The organism is Saccharopolyspora shandongensis (genome assembly GCF_900106995.1).
Taxonomy (GTDB): Bacteria; Actinomycetota; Actinomycetes; order Mycobacteriales; family Pseudonocardiaceae; genus Saccharopolyspora; species Saccharopolyspora shandongensis.
The window spans coordinates 83,608-101,623 of record NZ_FNOK01000035.1 but is presented as its reverse complement, the minus strand read 5'-3'; the positions used below and the strand labels follow the sequence as shown (position 1 = coordinate 101,623).

At 69.9% G+C, this 18,016-nt stretch carries 15 protein-coding genes; 9 read left to right on the top strand and 6 right to left on the bottom strand.

Translation table 11 applies throughout. The features are described from left to right. On the bottom strand, positions 1-254 hold a 254-nt coding region (locus tag BLW84_RS29780), incomplete at its 3' end, for a hypothetical protein (protein WP_218157512.1). A 72-nt stretch (positions 255-326) separates the two neighbouring features. Next, positions 327-482 (bottom strand): hypothetical protein, encoded by a 156-nt coding sequence (locus BLW84_RS48500; protein ID WP_218157511.1) that lies wholly within the window; start codon positions 480-482, stop codon positions 327-329. Positions 483-610: 128 nt separating this feature from the next. Between BLW84_RS48500 and rdgB the strand changes: the two genes are divergently transcribed. Next, on the top strand, positions 611-1,174 hold the full coding sequence (gene rdgB, locus BLW84_RS29770) for an RdgB/HAM1 family non-canonical purine NTP pyrophosphatase (RefSeq protein WP_093271929.1): 564 nt from the start codon (positions 611-613) through the stop codon (positions 1,172-1,174). A 299-nt stretch (positions 1,175-1,473) separates the two neighbouring features. Here rdgB and BLW84_RS29765 read toward each other — a convergent pair whose 3' ends face one another. The 4 genes from BLW84_RS29765 to eccCa form a co-directional block, all read right to left on the bottom strand. Further along, the gene (locus BLW84_RS29765; protein ID WP_093271926.1) at positions 1,474-2,115 is read right to left on the bottom strand and encodes a sigma-70 family RNA polymerase sigma factor; all 642 of its coding nucleotides are present in this window, start codon (positions 2,113-2,115) and stop codon (positions 1,474-1,476) included. Between the two features lie 330 nt (positions 2,116-2,445). Further along, positions 2,446-5,301, bottom strand: a complete 2,856-nt coding sequence (locus BLW84_RS29760; RefSeq protein WP_177226763.1) for a LuxR family transcriptional regulator — start codon at positions 5,299-5,301, stop codon at positions 2,446-2,448. 303 nt (positions 5,302-5,604) lie between these two features. Then, complete coding sequence (locus tag BLW84_RS29755) at positions 5,605-6,768, bottom strand: S8 family serine peptidase (RefSeq protein WP_093271922.1); 1,164 nt, start codon at positions 6,766-6,768, stop codon at positions 5,605-5,607. Beyond that, positions 6,765-10,694 carry a type VII secretion protein EccCa gene (gene eccCa / locus BLW84_RS29750; protein ID WP_093271920.1) on the bottom strand — a complete coding sequence of 1,310 codons (3,930 nt, stop codon included), beginning with the start codon at positions 10,692-10,694 and terminating at the stop codon, positions 6,765-6,767. The genes BLW84_RS29755 and eccCa overlap by 4 nt, the downstream gene beginning before the upstream one ends. A gap of 247 nt (positions 10,695-10,941) precedes the next feature. Between eccCa and eccD the strand changes: the two genes are divergently transcribed. The 8 genes from eccD (at position 10,942) to BLW84_RS29710 (ending at position 18,013) form a co-directional block, all read left to right on the top strand. Beyond that, positions 10,942-12,324 (top strand): type VII secretion integral membrane protein EccD, encoded by a 1,383-nt coding sequence (gene eccD / locus BLW84_RS29745; protein ID WP_245761482.1) that lies wholly within the window; start codon positions 10,942-10,944, stop codon positions 12,322-12,324. Between the two features lie 27 nt (positions 12,325-12,351). Next, positions 12,352-13,758: a type VII secretion protein EccB gene (eccB, locus tag BLW84_RS29740; protein WP_093271916.1), complete on the top strand. Its 1,407-nt coding sequence runs from the start codon at positions 12,352-12,354 to the stop codon at positions 13,756-13,758. A 67-nt stretch (positions 13,759-13,825) separates the two neighbouring features. Further along, a complete protein-coding gene (locus BLW84_RS29735) occupies positions 13,826-14,137 on the top strand; it encodes a hypothetical protein (protein ID WP_093271914.1) in 312 nt (103 codons plus the stop codon). A gap of 35 nt (positions 14,138-14,172) precedes the next feature. Further along, positions 14,173-14,466 carry a WXG100 family type VII secretion target gene (locus tag BLW84_RS29730; protein ID WP_093271911.1) on the top strand — a complete coding sequence of 98 codons (294 nt, stop codon included), beginning with the start codon at positions 14,173-14,175 and terminating at the stop codon, positions 14,464-14,466. A gap of 92 nt (positions 14,467-14,558) precedes the next feature. Next, the gene (locus BLW84_RS29725) at positions 14,559-14,960 is read left to right on the top strand and encodes a hypothetical protein (RefSeq protein WP_093271909.1); all 402 of its coding nucleotides are present in this window, start codon (positions 14,559-14,561) and stop codon (positions 14,958-14,960) included. 114 nt (positions 14,961-15,074) lie between these two features. Then, positions 15,075-17,216, top strand: a complete 2,142-nt coding sequence (locus BLW84_RS29720) for a hypothetical protein (protein WP_093271908.1) — start codon at positions 15,075-15,077, stop codon at positions 17,214-17,216. 40 nt (positions 17,217-17,256) lie between these two features. Continuing rightward, positions 17,257-17,697, top strand: coding sequence for a YbaB/EbfC family nucleoid-associated protein (locus tag BLW84_RS29715; RefSeq protein ID WP_245761478.1), 441 nt, complete (start codon positions 17,257-17,259; stop codon positions 17,695-17,697). Next, on the top strand, positions 17,690-18,013 hold the full coding sequence (locus BLW84_RS29710) for a hypothetical protein (protein WP_143061149.1): 324 nt from the start codon (positions 17,690-17,692) through the stop codon (positions 18,011-18,013). Before BLW84_RS29715 ends, BLW84_RS29710 begins: the two co-directional genes overlap by 8 nt. Positions 18,014-18,016 lie beyond the last annotated feature (3 nt).

Genomic DNA, 18,016 nt, shown 5'->3' with positions numbered 1-18,016 from the left:
GGCCGGTCCCGCAATGCCCGGTCGGCGGCCAGCAGCGCGTCCACCACGGCGTCCGCGACACCGTCGCCGGGCCGCCAGGCGACGTACTCCGACATCGCCGCCAACCCGAAGGTCCACAGCGGAGCTTGTTCGCCACCGGGATCACCGGTCAGCAAGCGGGCGCACTCCAACACGAGCGAGTCCGTCTCGGCGCTATCGGAGTTCGCGTGGACGGAGCGCCAGGAGCCGATGCGTTCGGCCAGCTTGTTGATCACGCCAGGTGCGACGCAGGGCGAGGCGGGGAGGTTCCCTCCCAACGCCAGGCAGCTCCAGCTCGGCGGAGCGGCTCAGGTCGAGGCGGAGACGGTTTGGCGCCAATGCTCGGCCGCCTGGACCATGTCGTAGTCGTGCTTCCGAGTAGATCCGCTCGTCAGGTCCGCCCACATCGCCATCGACTGGGCGCTGGCCAGCCACGCCTGGTACCAGACGTGTTCATCGATCACGTACCGCTCCCGGGAAGGAGGCGCGGTTACGCTCTGCGGTAGCCTCTTGCCCTCCCGGCGGACATCCGGCTCACCGACTTCCAACGTCACTGGCTGCACATCCACGACTCACCATCGGGAGCACACGCGTGACCCAAATCTCATTGATCACAGGCAATGCGGGCAAAGCGCGCGAGTACGCGTCCTTGCTCGGCATCCCCGTAACCCCGGTCCGCGAGGACCTGACGGAAATCCAGTCACTGGATGTCACCGAAGTGGTCCACCGCAAGGCGGCAGAGGCCTACCGCCTGCACGGCTCCCCAGTGCTCGTGGACGACACCGGGCTCGCACTGGACGCGTGGAACGGCTTCCCCGGCGCCTTGATCAGGTGGGTTCTCAAGGCGCGCGGGGTAGACGGCGTTCTGACGATGGTCGGGGACGATCCCGCTCGTGCCGCGACGGTCACCACAGCGATCGGCTACGCCGACGCCCACGGCGATGTGCAGGTGTTCACCGGGAGCCTGCACGGGACAATCGCCCCAGAACCACGTGGCGACAACGGATTCGGCTACGACTCCATCTTCATCCCGAGCAGCGGTGGCGGACGGACCTACGCCGAAATGGCGCCCGAAGAAAAGAACGAGATCTCCCACCGGCGACTCGCGGTCAACGCACTCCGGAAAGGGCTCGATCTCGCCCCGACGAATGCCTAGCCGTGACCCGCACTCGCACCGCTGAACCCGGCCGGCACGCCGCTGACACGGTGACGTGCCAGCGGGCATCGCGCCACGCAAGACTGCTTATGAGATGTGCTGCTCGTCGTTGCCAACGCCAAGTGGCTGCGCAGCGGGATGACTGCGCACCGCGAGATGACTTTGCAGTGCGTCCGCAGTCGTCCGGCGTCGCAGCACGGCCGAGAAAACCTGGGCTGCAGCCGCTTGCCAGCTCGTGCGGGGCTTCCTCGGCCGATTCCGGGGTGTTGTCGGTCGGCGCATCGGATGAGACTTCGCGGTCACGAGGCGATGGGCCTCGCGTCCAGTGGGCTCGGGAATGCCTTGCGCGCAACCGGTTCCGTCCGCTGACGTTCTAGTTCGTGCTTGAGGTTGCGCAGCGCATGGTGCAGGCGCGACTTGACCGTGCCGACCGGGATGCCGAGCGCGCCCGCCGCGCCCGCGGCCGTGCTGTCGGCGAAGTACACCGCGTAGAGCACCGACCGGTGCGCGGGGACCAGCTTGTTTATCATGCCGGCGACCAACATCGCGTCGATCACGCTGTCGGAGTGGTCGGCGTTGTGGTCGTGCGACGTGCCTGGGGTCGCTTCGTCCACCTCGGTGGGGCGTGCGTGCCGGGCCCGGATCCGGTCGATCGCGATGTTGTGGGCGACCCGGGTCAGCCAGCCCCATACCGTGCCGCGTTCGGGCGTGAACTGGTCGGCGTGCCGCCAGGCGCGCAGCATCGTCTCCTGCACGACGTCCTCGGCGTGGTGCTGGTCGGAGAGGATTCGCGTGACGTACGACAGCAGCCTCGGGTAGTGGTCGTGGTAGAGGTTCTTCAGCGCGGTCTCCGCATTGTTGGCGCAGGCGTGGCGCGGGGTGGTTTCATCGCTCGCCTGGTCGTGCGCGATTTCGGGCGAAACAGCTCGGAGTCTGGTCATGAGGCCGTCTTCATTTGATCTTATGGCCCTGGCCCGTCCAAAATTCCTCAGTGGAGGAGTGGTGTGGGGATAGTGCGGGGCCTGATGGATTCTCGGGATCGATCCTGCCGGGTTCGCGCGTACGTGAAATCAGTGAGATCGCGTATTTGTTCGGGTTTCCACGTGAATGCCGGCGCCGAGCAGGCGGAGTTGCCGTGCCGGTCGATGCCAATCCGGCCGAGAGTGTCCTTGGTCAACGGATGTGAGCCCGGCCGGACCGTCGGCGAAGGATTGGATACAGTGAACTTCGGGTTAATATCCGGGTAACGCATGAAAATGGCGACTGATGATTCATCTCGACGTCAACTTGTTGCCGTCGCGGGAAGCATTCGTGGCATTTCGCATGGCGATGACCGCGACCTCGACCCGCGAGCGGACGCCGAGCTTGGCCAGGATGTGGGAGACGTGCACCTCGATGGTGCGGCGGGAGGAGAACAGCGTCGCCGCGATGTCGGGATTGGCCAGCCCATCGGCGACCAGCCGGGCGACCTTCCGCTCGGTCGGGGTGAGCGAATCCCAGCCGGTGGTAGCGCGTGGCCTGCGGCCGCGTGTCCGGCGCAGGCGGTGCGGGCGCAGGCGGGCATCGGCGCGGCGCAGGTCCCAGCTCGCGCCGAGTTCGGTGTAGATCTCGGCGGCCCGCGCGTATTCCGCTCGGGCGGCCGTCAGCTGGCCGCGTTCCGCCAGCAGCACGGCGAGGTCTTCCAGCGCTTGGGCGTGCCTAGGCGGCTGGTTGATCGTGCGGTAGATCTCGGCCGCGGCCCGCACGGCCACCGGTTCCCGGTCGAGCAGGCCCCGGCAGTGCTGTGCGGCAGCCACGATGTTCGGCACCGCCCCGACCGCGGCGTCGTCTTCGCAAGCCTGTGCGGCGCGGGTCCCGGCGGCTGTGTCGCCCGTGCTCATCGCGAGCCGGACCAGCAGCGGCAGCCAGATGTAGCGGGTGCCGAACCGCTCGCCGCGCAACAGCGCCTCGGTCAGCAGCGACACCGCCTGCTCCGGGGCGTCTTCCACCTCGGCCTGAATTCCCTTGCTGAGCAACAGGAACTCGGCGCCTTCCTGGGAATCTGGGCTCGGATCGTCGCCGGCAGCGGCGAGCTGGCGCCGGAAGGTCTCATCATCCTCGCGGTGCCCGGCGATGAGTGCGGACAAGCCGTGCAGCCAGCGACGGTTCTGCCGGGTCATCCGGTCGGCCAGCTCCACGACGGCGTCCAGCTCGGCGACGGCGTCCTCCCAGCGGCCGGTGGTGTAGTAGTGGTTGGCCGCCGACAGCCGGACCGAAGCCAACTGGCTCGGTGTCGCGGTGTGTTCGGCGATGGCCAGCATTTCGTGCAGCGCGCTCTCGGCCTCATCGACCCGGCCCAGCCCGAACAGCAGGACCATCCGGTTTCCCAGCACCAGCAGCCGCAGATCGGTGTTCTCCGGTGCATCGCCGAGCTCGGCACGGGCCTGGTCGTAGCAGTCCACGGCACCGGCGAGGTCGCACTGCCGAGCCAGGGCCGCGGCCCGGACGTGCAAGGCGAGACCGAGCGCGAAGCCGTCGTGGATCGGGCGAGCTTCCGAAAGAGCTTGTTCCACGGCGGAATTCGCGCTCTCGAACTCGCCGCGGATGAGCATGACCTGGCCCAGCATGGCGTGCATGCGGGCCAGCCACGGCCGCTCGAACCCGGGGGTGCGCAGCGCGCGTTCGATGACCTCCGCGGCCTGCTCATCGAGCCCGCGAACGGCCAGCGACCACGCCAGGTGCCAGCTCATCTCCGAAGCCAGGCGCCGGTCGCGGGTTTCGGCCAGCACCCGTTCGCACAGGGCCTGCGCCTGTTCGGGCCAGCCGAGAACGACCAGGGTGCGGGCCTTGGCGGCCTGCAGCGCTTCGCGCCGGGCGTCGTCGGTAGGCAGCAGGCAGATCGCGGCGCTCAGCAGCTCGGTTGCGCTCTCCGGGGCCCGGTGCGCCAGCATCCGGCCGTTGTGCGCGAGCCAGTCCAGGCACCCGTCGTCGAATTCGGTGTCGTCGATCGCCAGCGAGGCGCGCAGCTGCTCGCCGACGCGTTCGATCGGCGCGCCCGACTCGGCGAGGGCGCGCGCGGCTTGGTTGTGCAGGGCGACTCGGAGGGCGGTCGGTGTCGTCTCGTAGAGCGCGTGGCGGATCAGTCCGTGCTGGAACGCGAGCCGGGGGCCGGCCTCGACCAGCAGCCCCGCGGTGAGCGCCTCTTCCACGGCGCCTACCAGGGTCACCACGGGACGCTCGGAAACCTTGCGGAGGTCGGTGACGGAGAAGGTTTGGCCGAGCAGCGCCGCCATCCGCAGCAGGCCGAGGGTGTCGGTGCCGACGAAGCTCAGTCGCGACGTGAGGGACTCCGCGAGAGAGCGGGGCAGCGGGGGATCGGTGGCTTCGTCGGGCAGGTCGGCGAGTCTGCCGCCGTCCCGCTTGGCGACGTGGCCTTCGCGGCTCAGGGCATCGACCAGCTCGCGCACGTAGAGCGGGTTGCCCCCGGCGCGGTCCAGGGTGTGGCGCATCGCGGGGCCGATTTCGGTGGTCTCGGTCAGGTGGCCGGCCAGCCGCGCGACGGCCTCCGCATCCAGCGGTGGCAGCGAGAGCAGGACGGCCGCCGCGCGATATTCCTGCTGGAGAAACCCGGGGTCGCTCCGGGGGCGCGACGGCCGGGCGGCGGCGACCAGCAGCAGCGGCAGCTCCTCGACCAGGCGGCTGAGATGGTGCCAGACCAGCAGGCTGGCCTCATCGGCCCAGTGGATGTCGTCGATGACCATGACCACCGGGGCCTCGGCGCAGCTGCGCTCGACGATGCCGACCAGCCGCTCGACGGCCGCGGGCAGCGGATCGACGCTGTCCGGCTGATTGCCGTCGCGCAGCTGGGCGCAGATGTCGCGGTAGGTGCCGTCGGCGGCCCGCGCACTGATGCCGAGGCAGTCCAGCACCACCCGCAGCGGGAATCGGTGGGTGAGCCGGTCGGCGGCCGCGTCGAACACCTGGCAGCCGAGTCGCTCGGCCTCGACGGTGATTCGGGCGAGCAGTGCGGTCTTGCCGATACCGGCTTCGCCTTCGAGCCAGACCGCGCCGCCGCGCTTGGCCGCGACGTCGCCGACCAGCCCGAGAAGCCGCCGCAGTTCGGACTCCCGGCCGAAGATCTCAGGCACTGCTCGTCTCGACTTCATCACTTGTGTCCCCGTCGACCTCCCGGGTCGGCGCCTGGCGGGTGTTGGCACCAGTCGCGGCGAGCACCGGACCCGGGCGGATGGTCCGCCTGGGCTCGACAAGGTTGGGTCGGTCGCTCGGCGGTGGTCAACGCATCGCCTTGAGTCAAGGCATTTTGGGAAGACAAGGCCGTGCCATTCCGGCCATGGCCGTCTGCACGTCCGCATGCACCGTTTCGGGCGATCGGCGGATCATGGGCCGACAGCATCGCCGCACCGGACGACAACGAAGATCATTAGCCGGTCCTAGCGCTCACCTTCCTCGGATGGGGCCCACGCGGATCTCCATCCCCGCCGGCGGGCGCGCTGGGCCAGCGCCGCCGCGATCCCGCCGAGCAGCGCCGCGCCACCCACCACTCCGGTCACCACGAGCGCCACGGTGACCGGAAGCGGATCGCCCGCCCGAACCGGTGGGAGCCGCAGCGGCGGTGTCTGCGCGGGCATCGCCCGATCTCCCGATTCCGCGGGCAGCACGGTTGTGACCGCGGCGTGGGGGTTGACCACGCCGAAGCCGCGCTGCGGGTCGGGCAGCACTGCCGACGGGTGGTCGGCGGTCGTCTCCAACCGGTAGCGGACCTGGACGGCGGTGAGGCCCGGGCGGTAGTCGCGCACCAGCGCTGCAGCACCGGCGACGAACCCGACCGCGATGCCGCCGCCCGTGGCGGTGACGTTCCCGGCGCCGCGCGGCGCGATGCTCACGACTTGGCTGCCGGGCGCCACCAGCGCGGGGCGTGCCGCCGAGCCGGCCGCGGTTCCGTTCTCACCGACGCCCGCGACCGGCAGGGACTCCGGGAAGCCGGCCGGGTACGGGACCGCCCCCTTGCCGACGTCCACATCGGACGCGGCGACGACCAGGACGTCTCGCGATCCGGCGTAGGCCACGGCCGCCCGCAGGTCCGGCGTCGCGGCCGGGGTGCCTACCGAGATCGCGATCACCCGTGCACCGGAGTCGGCGGCGAGCCGGATGCCCGCGGCCAGCTTGCCCGGATCGACCTTCGACGGATCGTTGGTCACCCGGACCGGGAAGATCCGGGCTCCCGGTGCGACCCCGGTGAATCCGGTTCCGGGCAGCTGCCGGGCCGCGATCACCCCGGCGACGAAGGTATCGCGGCCGGAGCAGTCGTCATCGGCCGCGCCGCCGCCGGTCAGGTCCGCCCCGGGCGCAACGGCGCCGGCCAGGGCGGGGCTCGCGGCGCTCACCCCGGTTCCCACGACCGCGACCTGCACCGAGTCGCCCCGGGTCAAGCCCCACACCCGGTCCGGCGCGAGCCGCTGCAGCGCCCACCCGCGAGCCTCGCTCACCTTGTCGGCGGGCGCCGCGCACTGCTGTTGCGCGGCCAGCGGCGGCGCGACCCCGGTGAACCCGGCCAACGCGAGCACCGCCACCGCCGCCGCGGCGTTGCCCCTCATGCCAGGCTCCCGGCCTCGGCCGCCGCACCGCGCGGCTCCAGCCAGCCGGTCTGCATCAGCGTCGCGTTCCGGCGGGTCACCAGGTGCGCGCGCCCGGCAGGCAACTGCTGCGGACGCATCCCGTTGAGCAGCGGCATTTCCGTGGGCGGGCAGGACAGCGCCAGGTCCGGCGTGTTTGACTCCTGCATGCGCCGCACCACCGAATCCATCGACAGCCGGGCCGATCCGGCCGCGCTGCGGGTCAGGATGACGTGCAGCCCGATGTCGGCGGCCTGCGGCAGCAGATCCAGCAGCGAATCCAGCGGTCCCCCCATGCCGGAGGCCAGCAGGTCGTAGTCGTCGACGAAGATGAACAGCTCCGGCCCCGACCACCAGTCGCGCCGCTGCAGCTGCTGCGGCGTGATGTCCGCGCCGGGCAGGCGTTCCCGCAGTTCCGCGGCGGCCTTGCCGATCAGCTCCTCCGCCGCCGAGGCGGAGAAGGCGAAACCGCGGCGGTACTCGTCGGGCACCGCGTCCAGCAGCACCCGGCGCGAATCGACCAGGATCAGCTCCGCCTCGCCGGGCGCGTACTGCTTCGGGATCGCGTCGGCGACCAGCCGCAGCACCGCGGTTTTCCCGCTGGCGGTGTCGCCGAGCACCGTCAGGTGCGGCTGCTGGGCGAAGTCGTGCCAGACGGGCTGCAGGTCGGCCTCGCCCCAGCCCAAGGCAACCCGGAGCCGTCCCTGCGGGGCGGGCAGGTCGCCGGCGGGCAGAACGGCAGGCAGCATCCGAACCTCGGCCGCGGCCGGGCCGTCCCAGTTGTCGGCGACCGCCTCGCTGAGCGATCGTGCGCCCTGGGCGAGATCGTCGACCCGGCGCCGGCCGTCGATGCGCGGGATCGCGCCGAGGAAGTGCAGCTTGTCCATGGTCAGCCCGCGGCCCGGGTTGCGGGGCACCCCGGCCGCCGCCCGCATGTCGATCACCGAGTCGATCGAGTCGCCCAGTCGCAGCTCCAGACGGGTACCGAGCTGGTCGCGCAGTCCGCTGTGGATGTCCGCCCACCGGTTGGTGGTCACCATGAGGTGCACGCCGTAGGTGAGGCCGCGGGAAGCCAGCTGCCGGATTGTGTGGTCGTGCTGTTCGAAGTCGCTGCGCAGCGTGCCCCAGTTGTCCACGACCAGGAAAACGTCGCCGAAGGGATCTTCGGTGATCTTGCCCTGGCGGCGCATCGACCGGTATTCGGCCATGTTTTCCACGCCGTGCCGGGAGAACAGCTTCTCCCGCTGGGCCAGCACGCCTTGCACCTCGGCCACGGTGCGGCTGACCCGCTCGGTGTCCATTCGCCCGGCGATGCCGCCGACGTGCGGCAGCTCGTTGAGGGTCTGCAGCGTTCCGCCACCGAAGTCCAGGCAGTAGAGCTGGACCTCCGACGGCGTGTGGGTGAGTGCCAGCCCGGCGATCAGCGTCCGCAGCAGCGTGCTCTTGCCGGACTGGGGCCCGCCCGCGATGCCGACGTGCCCGCCGACGCCCGAAAGATCCGCCACGTACAGGTCGCGGGCCTGCTCGAACGGTTTGTCGATCACGCCGACCGGCACGACCAGGTTGCCGCGGCCCCGCCAGCCGACCGAGGTCAGGCCGGAGTCGGGGTCGGGGACCAGCGGCGGGAGGAGCTCGTCCAATGTGGGCGGTTCGGTCAGCGGCGGCAGCCACACCTGGTGCGCGGGCGGTCCCTGGTCGCGCAGCCGGCTGACCGCGACCTGCAGCAAGGTCTCGGTGTTCTCCTCGGCCACCTCGGCGTCCTCGGCCACCGGCGTCGGCGGCTCCTCCTCGCGGGCCTCGGGCAGCCGCGCTGCCTCGAACGGCACCACCTGCCGGGAGATCTCGGCCTGGCGCTGCTCGGCGGTGCGCCGCTTGAACGGGGCGGAAACGTAGGCCGCCTTGAACCGCGACAGCGTGGCGACGTCCGAGCGCAGGTAGCCGTTGCCCGGTGCGCTGGGCAGCTGGTAGGCGTCGGGGACACCGATCACCGAGCGGCTTTCCATGGCCGAGAAGGTGCGCAGGCCGATGCGGTAGGACAGGTGGCTTTCCAGCTTGTGCATGCGGCCGTCGTCGATGCGCTGGCTGGCCAGCAGCAGGTGCACGCCGAGGGAGCGGCCGAGGCGGCCGATCATCACGAACAGCTCGGCGAAGTCCGGGTGGGATGCGAGCAGCTCGCTGAACTCGTCGACCACCAGGAACAGGCTCGGCAGCGGGGCCAGCGGAGCGCCTGCGGTGCGGGCCTTCTCGTAGTCCAGCAGCGAGCTGTAGTTCCCCGCGCTGCGCAGCAGTTCCTGCCTCCGCACCATTTCGCCCTGCAGAGCGTCCTGCATGCGTGTGACCAGCGGCGCCTCGTCGGCGAGGTTGGTGATCACCGCCGAGGTGTGCGGCAGGCCGTCCAGGCCTAGGAACGTCGCCCCGCCCTTGAAGTCCACCAGCACGAAGTTGAGGATCTCCGAGGAATGCGTGATCGCCAGCGCGACCACGAGGGTGCGCAGCAGCTCGCTCTTGCCGGAGCCGGTCGCACCGATCAGCAGGCCGTGCGGGCCCATGCCGCCCTGCGCGGATTCCTTGATGTCGAGCTCGATCTTGGTGCCGTTCTCGGCGATCCCGATCGGCACCCGCAGCCGGTCCGACGCCGACATGCGGGCCCAGACCTTCGCCGCGTCGAGCTGGTCCATCTCGCCGACTTCCAGCAGCGCGGCGAGGTCGAAATCGGTGACCATCGGCTCGACGATGTCGTTGGTGGCGCTGAGCCGGAACGGTGCCAGGGTGCGGGCGAGCGCTTCGGCCTTGCGGACCGACATGCCGTCCGGCCGGCCCAGCTCGGTGCGGACTTCGGCGCCCGAGCGGTTGAGCCGGATCATCTCCAGCCGGTCCCCGGCGATCTCCAGGCGGAGGGTGGTGCGCTGCGCGGGTCCCGCCATGTCCAGGTTGAGCACCGTGGCGTTGCGGTAGCCGGCGCCGGCCAGGCGGGACTCGGTGGGGGCTGCGACCCCGTCGAGGACGATCAGCACGAACGGTTCGTCCCTGGTCGGGCTCGCACCGGCCTCGAACCGGCCGCGATCGTTGAGCTCAGTGCCCAGCAGCGCCTCCAGCGCCGCGATCGAATCGGTGAGCATGCGAACCTGGCCGGCGCCGTCCTGCTCGCTGCCGTGCTGGGCGTGCGGCAGCCACTTCACCCAGTCCCATTCGGCCGCCCGGTCGGGGCTCGCGCACACCGCGACGCGCAGGTCGTCGGGGGAGTGGAAGGTCACCAGCTGGGCGATCATCGCGCGGGTCAGCTCGCGCGCGGCTTCGTCGTCGCCGCGCATCTGCACCTGCGCGAAACCGCGCAGGAACAACGCGGTCGGCAGATCGTCCACTGTGGTGTATGCGCGGATGAAGCGGCGAAGTGCGCGTGCCGACAGCGGTTCCAGGTCCTCCACGGGCTTGGACTGCACCGGGGTGATCTTCATGGCCAGCCGCTGCCCGGACCGCCCGATGCGGATCTCGGCGAAGTCGGGGTGCGAAACGCGGCGCTCCCACAGGCGTGCGCTCATCGCCACCGACCACAACCCCGCCGGGTCGGGATGCCGCCAGGCCAGTGCCTTGCGCTGCTCGGTGGCCACCGTGCGCACCTGTTTGCGGACCTGCCCGAGATAGCGCATGTAGTCGCGGCGTTCGCCGCGCAGCCGCCGCTTGCGCTCGCCGACGGACCGGCCGAGCTGCCCGAAACCCATGGCCAGCATGCTCACCGCCATGAGCGCGACCACGACGATGCCGATGCCGCCGCGGTCGCCCATGAACATCAGTATCATGGCGCCCGAGCCCAGCGCCATCGGCAGGTAGAGCAGCATTCCGCCGATGCCGCCGCTGACCTGCTCGGGTATGACGGGCGGCTCCTGCAGCGACAGTTCCCCACCGGGCATCTCCGGTGGCTTCTGCCGCGCCGGTCGCCGAAATGGCGTCACACTCAAAGCGATCAGTCCTTCCTCACCTACGCCCTCGTACTCCATACGGCTGCGGGATGGTGGTTGGGTCAGTCGAATCCGCGAAGAACGGTGAACCATCCGGGCGGCGCGGTCCGTGAAAGAATGGTTGAACGCTCCGGGCGGCGCGGTCCGTATTAGGGGTATGACGGGAACGACGGCTCAGCCTGCGCTCGCCGCGGGCGAGGTGTGTCGGTTGACGATCCAAGGACCGACGTCGCGAGTGGAATTGGCCGTTCCGGTGCACGTCCCGGTCGCCGATCTGCTGCCGACGTTCTTGGAGCACCTCGGTTCTGGACTGGGCACCGCCGGGCTGGAGCACGACGGATGGATCCTGCAGCGCCTCGGCGAGCCCGCGTTGCAGGAAGACCTCGGCACTGCCGCGCTCGGTCTCTACGACGGCGACATCCTCTACTTGCGGCCGCGCAACGATCAGCTCCCGCCGGCGGATTTCGACGACCTGGCCGACGGTGTCGCCACCGGGATCAGCAGCAACCGCCGGGACACCTGGCGGCCGGAGTCCACCAGGCGGCTGTTCACCTGGCTGCTGGGCACCGTGCTGGTTCTGGCGTTGCTGCTGACGCCGACGGTGGGCACCGGAAGCTGGGTTGCGACCACCGCCGGCTGCTCCGCCATCGTCCTGCTGGCCGGCGCCGTCCTGGCTTCCCGGGCACTGGGGGAGCGGACCATCGCGCTCGTGCTGCTCGCGGCGGCGGTGGCCTTCGCGGCAGAGGCCGGATGGGCGCTGCCCGCACTCGGCCGGTCGCTGTTCGAATCCCCGGGACTGCTCACAGCGCCGAGCCTCACGTCGGCGGGGGTGTGCACGGCGGCGGCGATCCTGGGCCGGTTCGCGGTGGGCGGCGGCTTCAGCGCCGGATACCTGGCCGCGGCCCTCGCCGCGGTGCTGGCCGCGGCGGTGGGGCTGCTGACGATGACCGGGGTGCTCACCGTCGGAGGCGCGGCGGCGATCGTGCTCGCCGTGACCCTGCTGCTCGGCACCCGGGTGCCGCGACTATCGGTCTGGCTGGCGGGATTGCAGGTGCCGCCGCTGCCCACCTCCGCCGAGCAGTTCCAGGAGGGCATCGACCCGGAGCCGGGGCGCGAGATCATGGCGCGCACCGCGCAGGCGGACCTGAACGTCACGGAGCTGTGCCGCGGTCTCGGCGTCGTGGTGATCGGCTGCCTGGGAGTGCTGGCGTGGACGCCCGGCTGGGCGTCACCGACGCTGGCCACGGTCGCGTCCTTCCTGCTGCTGCTGCATTCCCGTGAATTCCCCAGCGCCAGGCAGCGGGTCGCCGTGCTCGTGCCGGGGATCTTCGGGCTGGCGATGGTCGTCGCCGCGATGTGCCTGCTCGTCCCGCCGCTGTGGCGGATCGCCGTCATGAACGGCCTGATCGTGGTGGCCGGGCTGCTGCTGGTGGCGGCCCGGCGGATGCCCGGCCGGCTGCTGCTGCCGCACTGGGGCCGCGCCGGCGACTGGGCCCACATGACGCTGGCCATCCTCGTCGTGCCGCTCGTGCTGGCCGCGCTCGGCCTCTACGACGTGGTTCGGGCCGCGTGGTCGTCGTGATCCCGGACAGCCAGGAAAGAGGCCCCCGTGCATTCCCGGAGTGATCAGGTCCAGGCGCATTCCTTCATGACCGCGCGCGTGGTTTCCGCGTTGGTCAGCGCAGAACCGGACGCGCCCAGCCCGCCGCTGCGCAGGACGCCGCTGGGATTCGTGATCGGGCTGATGGTCGCGATCCTGGTAGTCGCGGGGTTCGCGGTGTACGGGATCCTCAAGCCGGGCGGCGCCACTGCGTGGACCCAGCCGGGCAAGCTGATCGTCGAGAACGAGACCGGCGGCCAGTACGTCCTGGCCGACGGAACCCTGCGCCCGGTGCAGAACTTCGCGTCCGCCAAGCTGTTGCTGGGCGAGAAGATGACGGTGGCCCGGACGCCGAGCTCGTCGCTGGCCGGGGTGCCGCGCGGCACCCCGGTCGGCATAGTTGGCGCACCGGATGCGCTGCCCGCGAACACGCCGGGCCGCGACCTCTCCTGGCTGACGTGCGCGACGTCGACGCGCGACGCATCCGGCGCGTCGCACCCTTCCCTGAAGGTGACCGTCGGCGGGGCCGCCGACGTGATCTCGGCCGACGAGGGCGAGGCCGTGCTGGTGCGTTCGGCCGACGGCGCCGAATACCTGGTGTGGCGGGGCACGCGGCTGCGGCTGGCCGCGCCCTGGGTCGCGCCCGTGCTCGGCTACGACGGCCTGAAGGCGTTGCCCGTCCGGGATTCCTGGATCAACACGATCCCCGCAGGCCCGGATCTGGCGCCGGTCCCGGTCGCGGGGCTGGGCTCGCCCGGCCCGGTGCTCGGCGGCCAGCCGACCAGGATCGGGCAGGTGTTCCAGGTGGACGTGGTGGGCCGCCCGTCTGCTTTCTACCTCCTCACCGGCTCCGGCCTGATGCAGGTCAACCAGACCGCCGCAGCCTTGGCGCTGGGCAATCCCGCCGCGGCGACCGGGGGGAAGGCGCGCGAGCTCGCCCCGGCGGCGATGGCCGCCGTCGCCGCGGTCGCGTCGCCCAACACCATGGCGCAACTGCCGGACGAGCCGCCGGCGCTGATGACGTTCGAGGACGGCCAGGGACCGTGCGCGCTGGCCGAGCCCGGCGCCGGAGATGTCCGGACGACGCTGGTGAAGGCCACAGTGGACAACGGCGTCGTCGTCGGCGGTCCAGGGCTGGTGCGCGATGAATTCACCGCCGACACCATCGAGGTCAAGCCCGGTGCGGGCATGCTCGCCCGCACGCTGCCCGCACCCGGAATGCCGGGCATGGGGCTCTACCTGGTGACCGATGCCGGTGCGAAGTTCCCGGTGCCGAACGAGAAAGCGGCGACCGCGCTCGGTTACCGGGTTTCCGACACCGTTGCGCTCCCGGCGGAGCTGCTCTCGCTGCTGCCGACCGGGCCGGTGCTATCGCCGGAGAACGCAGCAGGTGGTGGTGCCCCATCGGCACCATGATCCGCCGCCGACCAGCGGTCGGCATCCGAAGAGGCAGTCAACTCCCACACATGACGAGGAGAAACCGATGACGGTACCCGGCGGTCAGTACGGCCTGGACGAGGCTCAGCTGAGCCAGATCATCAACGCGACCATCAAGTCGCTGACGGACATGAAGACCGTGAACACCCAGGTGCAGGCGCAGGCCATGGCACTCGGCGACGCCAACCAGTCCGAATCCGGGCGGCTCCTGGTCGGCAAGTTCGACACCTGGGCGGCCGACTTCAACAAGATCCAGGCCCAGCTCGAGTCGCTCAACGGCAGCGTGCGCGATCTGCTCAAGGTGGGCCGTTCGGCCCAGGAGCAGGCGAACGAGGTGGTCAACGGCACCCAGATGTAGTCACGACCTCGAATCCCGACGATACGGAGGAACTCATGACCTCATTCAGCGTGAAACACGGCCCCTACGAGGAAGTCAACGCCAGGCTCAGCGGCGCGGTCTCGCAGATGGGCTCGATCCTCTCCGCCCTCAACGGCGTTCTCAAGAACATGGAGACGGCGACGCAGGGCAAGGCGCTCCCACTGTGGGAGCAGCGCCAGAAGACCTGGAACGCGGCCTACACGGACATGAACACCCGGCTGAGCAGCGGCCAGACCTCGTCGGTCTACGCCGCGAACGCGTTCCTGGAAGGCGACAACCAAGGCGCCCGCGTCATCGCCGGCGGCTGATCAGGACGGCTGCGGTGCGGTGCGGGGCTCGGCGACCGACGAACTCCGCGCCGCAACCGTCCGCCGGATCGGCGTTCCAGGAAAGGAAGATCATGGCCGATGAGACGACAGTAACCTTCGACAGCGGCGCCTACCGCCAGCTCAACGTCTTCGTGGACGGCAAGGACGTGGAGGTGCGCGAGAAGTTCCTGAAGGCGTCCAGCGGGATCAGGCTGGACCCGGAGCTGGGTAACCGGGTCAAGGTCGGCAATCCATCGTGGATCGCGGTCCAGAACTTCAACAACTCGCTCAAGGAGCTCGGCGCGTCCGGCGAGCAGATGAACCGGAACTTCGCCAAGGATTGGCACACCTTCAGCAAGGCGCTCGTCAAGGCGCAGCGGGTCTTCGAAGAAACCGACGACCTGGCCAGCTACGAGGCGTCGAAGTTCAACGCGGAGTTCCCGGAGTTCGGCACCGGAGGCAGCGGGAGCGGCACCCCTCCGGCCACCGCCTGAGCGACGACGACCAGTCCATGGGTGTTGCGGCGGGAACGAGGTTCCCGCCGCAACGTCCACTTCAACCACCGGCCGATCTGACGGCGCGACAGCCGAGGAAGCAGGAGGCGCCCCATGCCCGAAGACCAGAAGACGGATCTGTCGGGACCGACCAGCGAGTGGACCTTCCACCAGGCGCTGTTCGCCCTCACCGGGAAGGGCACCGACCTGCGGTCGAAGATTGCCAGCGTGCAGTGGTTCCAGATCGCCGGCGGCGGCAGCTCCGGCGGCAACACCACTCCGGACGACTCGGCGGGCGCGGGCGGGGAGGCCGCCAAGTCCAACGACGGCAAGGAGTTGAAGGAAAACGCCTCCAACCGCGCGGACCCGAACGTCGACCTGTACTACCAGGCGTTCGCCCGCATCTACTACCAGGTCAACGACAACGACGGCGCCAAGGCCGCCTGGGAGCAGAGCGTTCAGGAGGTCAAGGCCGTCGTCGACAACCTGCTCTCGCAGAAGAGCGGGCTGCTCGACCTGGGGACGCTGCTGGAAGCGGAGACCCTGATCCGGTCCTACGAACAGTGGCTGAGCGAGTCGGGGGAGGACTTCCGGTCCTGGGCGAACAAGCTCGATTCCACGGAATCCGGCTTCGGCGGGAAGGCCGCATCGGTCATCCAGCGGCGAATGGCCCAGAACGCCGACAGGCTGGAAGGCCTGCACGATCAGCTCACCCTGGACCGGGGAGTGGCGGTCTCCCAAGCGCTGAAGGAGCTCAGGGAGACGATCGTGCAGACCATCACGAGTCTCGTGAACGCCTACAACGCCTTCTGGAGCAAGTCGCTCTACCTGCCGAACAACATGATCGTCGACTACGAGAACAGGATCTACGAGTTCCTGACGAAGGACAAGGGCCTGGTCATCGGCGATCAGAGCACCTACAAGATGAACGGCAAGACCCCGGACGAGATGATCTCGTACATCACACAATCCCTGTCCGAGTTCACCGCCAATGTCAACAACGTGCCCATCCAGGGCGACCTGACCACCGCGGCGCCGTGGAACGCCATGAACAGGGCGATCTTCACCGCCGTGGACGCCGAGCTCAAAACGCTGGACCTGGCGGCCTCCACGGCGATGAAGACCCTGGAGGACAAGTTCAACTACACGAGGTCGGCGATCCAGAAGCTGGAGATGCCGGAGGCGACCCCGCCGCGCACCGACCCGACCCCGCCGACCGGAAACCCCGGTGGCAACGGCCCCGGTGGCGATTCCGGTGGTAACGGCCCCGGTGGCGACTCCGGCACCAACGACCCGTTCGGCAAGTCCGGTGGCAACGGCCCGGGTGGGGATTCCGGTACGAACAATCCGTTCGGGGATTCCGGTGGCGACGGCCCCAGTGGCGACTCCGGCACGAACAACCCGTTCGGCGATTCCGGTGGGAAGAACCCGTTCGGCGACTCGAACTCCTCCACCAACGGGCCCGGCGGCGGGGACGGCGGCGGCAAGTTCGGAGACGGCACCGGCGGTGCCAACGACGGGATCGCGCCCCCGCCGATCGTGCCCCCAGGCCTGCCGGGCGGGAACTCCGGCACCGGCGGCGGCAACAAGGACAAGGAAACGCCGCCGGAGTTCAGCTTGCCGGGCCACGACAAGACGCCTCTCCCGGCACTGGACGGCATCGGCACCGGCTCGGACGGGGCCAAAACCCCGGGCGGCACCGGCTTCGACCCGGGCATCGGCATCGGGTCCGGCGGATCCTCGGCCGCGGGTGGTACCGACTTCGATTCGATCACCAAACCCGAGGGATTCGCCCCCTCCGGCTTCGGTGACGGCAGCACCTCGCGCGGCGGTGGGTCCAGCCCCTTTGGCGGAAGCGGAACGGGTGGCCTCGGATTCGGACTCGGCGGTGGGACGCCGGGGGCGTTGCCGCCGGTGCCGCCGAACATGCTCCAGATGAACGGGCCCATGGGTGCCGGCTCCACCGGCATGGGCGGCATGCCGTTCATGCCCGGAATGATGGGCGGCATGGGCATGGGCGGCCAGGGCAACGGGGACCGCGAAAGGGAGCGCCAGACCTGGCTGTCCGAGGACGAAGACGTGTGGGGCACCGACACCGACGCCTGCCGGGACGTGATCGGCCGCCCCGACGAAGCCGACTACGAGCTCGACGAGCAGGTCGTCACCGGGCCCGTTCGGCCCCCGCGCCAGCCCGCTCGCACTCCCGCGGAACAGGAGCAGACCGCGCAGGAGGCAACCGCGTCCGGACAGGCGTGATCGGCAACATCCACTGAGGACGATCGGGAAGGAGCTCGCTGTGTCATCTCCGCTGTTCAACGAGATGGAAGCGGCAATGGCGGAACTTCGCGCCCAGCAGGCCAAGATCCGCGATGCCCAGGAGCAGACCCAGAAGGAAACCACCTCGGCCACCAGCAAGGACCGGATGATCACCGTCACGGTGGATCACCAGCAGCGGTTGACGGCCGTGAGGTTCGACGGCACCCGATACCGCAGCCTGGCGCCGGCCGAGCTGGCCAACCGCATCGTCGAACTCGTCCGGGAGGCCCAGGAGGACGCGGCCGGGAAAGCGCTGGCGATGTTCGCCCAGCTCGCGCCGACCGGGTTCGGTTCGGACATCGCCGATGTGATGGGCGGCGATTTCGACCTGGACCGCATGTTCGACGAAGCGGTGCGCCAGGCGAGCGAGATGGACGATCCCCTGCCCGATGCGCGGAAGGGCGGTGCGGGACATGGCTGAGGGAGACGATTTCGCCGCCGATGTCGAGGCGTTGCGAAAGGGGGGTGTCGACCTCTCGCGCCTCGCTGAACTCGCCCGGTCCATCCACTCCGATCTCAGCCTGGAGTGCGTGAACCTGGTGATCGGCGGTAGCGACGACATCAGCAAGGAGCTCAAGTCCAAGTACAAGCCCGGCGAGAAGGACGGGCTCGAATTCCTTCGCATGCTGGGCATGTCGCTCGATTCGGATGGTGAGGCCGTCGTCGACACCTCCGTGGTATTCGACAACGCCAACACCGATGCGACCGACGGGGTGAAGTCGCACGGCAGGAAGTAGTCG

Coding starts and splice junctions, on each gene's coding strand:
- BLW84_RS29710 (WP_143061149.1), top strand. CDS start 17,690: ATGGCTGAGGGAGACGATTTCGCCGCCGATGTCGAGGCGTTGCGAAAG.
- BLW84_RS29755 (WP_093271922.1), bottom strand. CDS start 6,768: ATGAGGGGCAACGCCGCGGCGGCGGTGGCGGTGCTCGCGTTGGCCGGG.
- eccCa (WP_093271920.1), bottom strand. CDS start 10,694: ATGCCCGGTGGGGAACTGTCGCTGCAGGAGCCGCCCGTCATACCCGAG.
- BLW84_RS29720 (WP_093271908.1), top strand. CDS start 15,075: ATGCCCGAAGACCAGAAGACGGATCTGTCGGGACCGACCAGCGAGTGG.
- BLW84_RS29730 (WP_093271911.1), top strand. CDS start 14,173: ATGACCTCATTCAGCGTGAAACACGGCCCCTACGAGGAAGTCAACGCC.
- BLW84_RS29725 (WP_093271909.1), top strand. CDS start 14,559: ATGGCCGATGAGACGACAGTAACCTTCGACAGCGGCGCCTACCGCCAG.
- BLW84_RS29765 (WP_093271926.1), bottom strand. CDS start 2,115: ATGACCAGACTCCGAGCTGTTTCGCCCGAAATCGCGCACGACCAGGCG.
- BLW84_RS29735 (WP_093271914.1), top strand. CDS start 13,826: ATGACGGTACCCGGCGGTCAGTACGGCCTGGACGAGGCTCAGCTGAGC.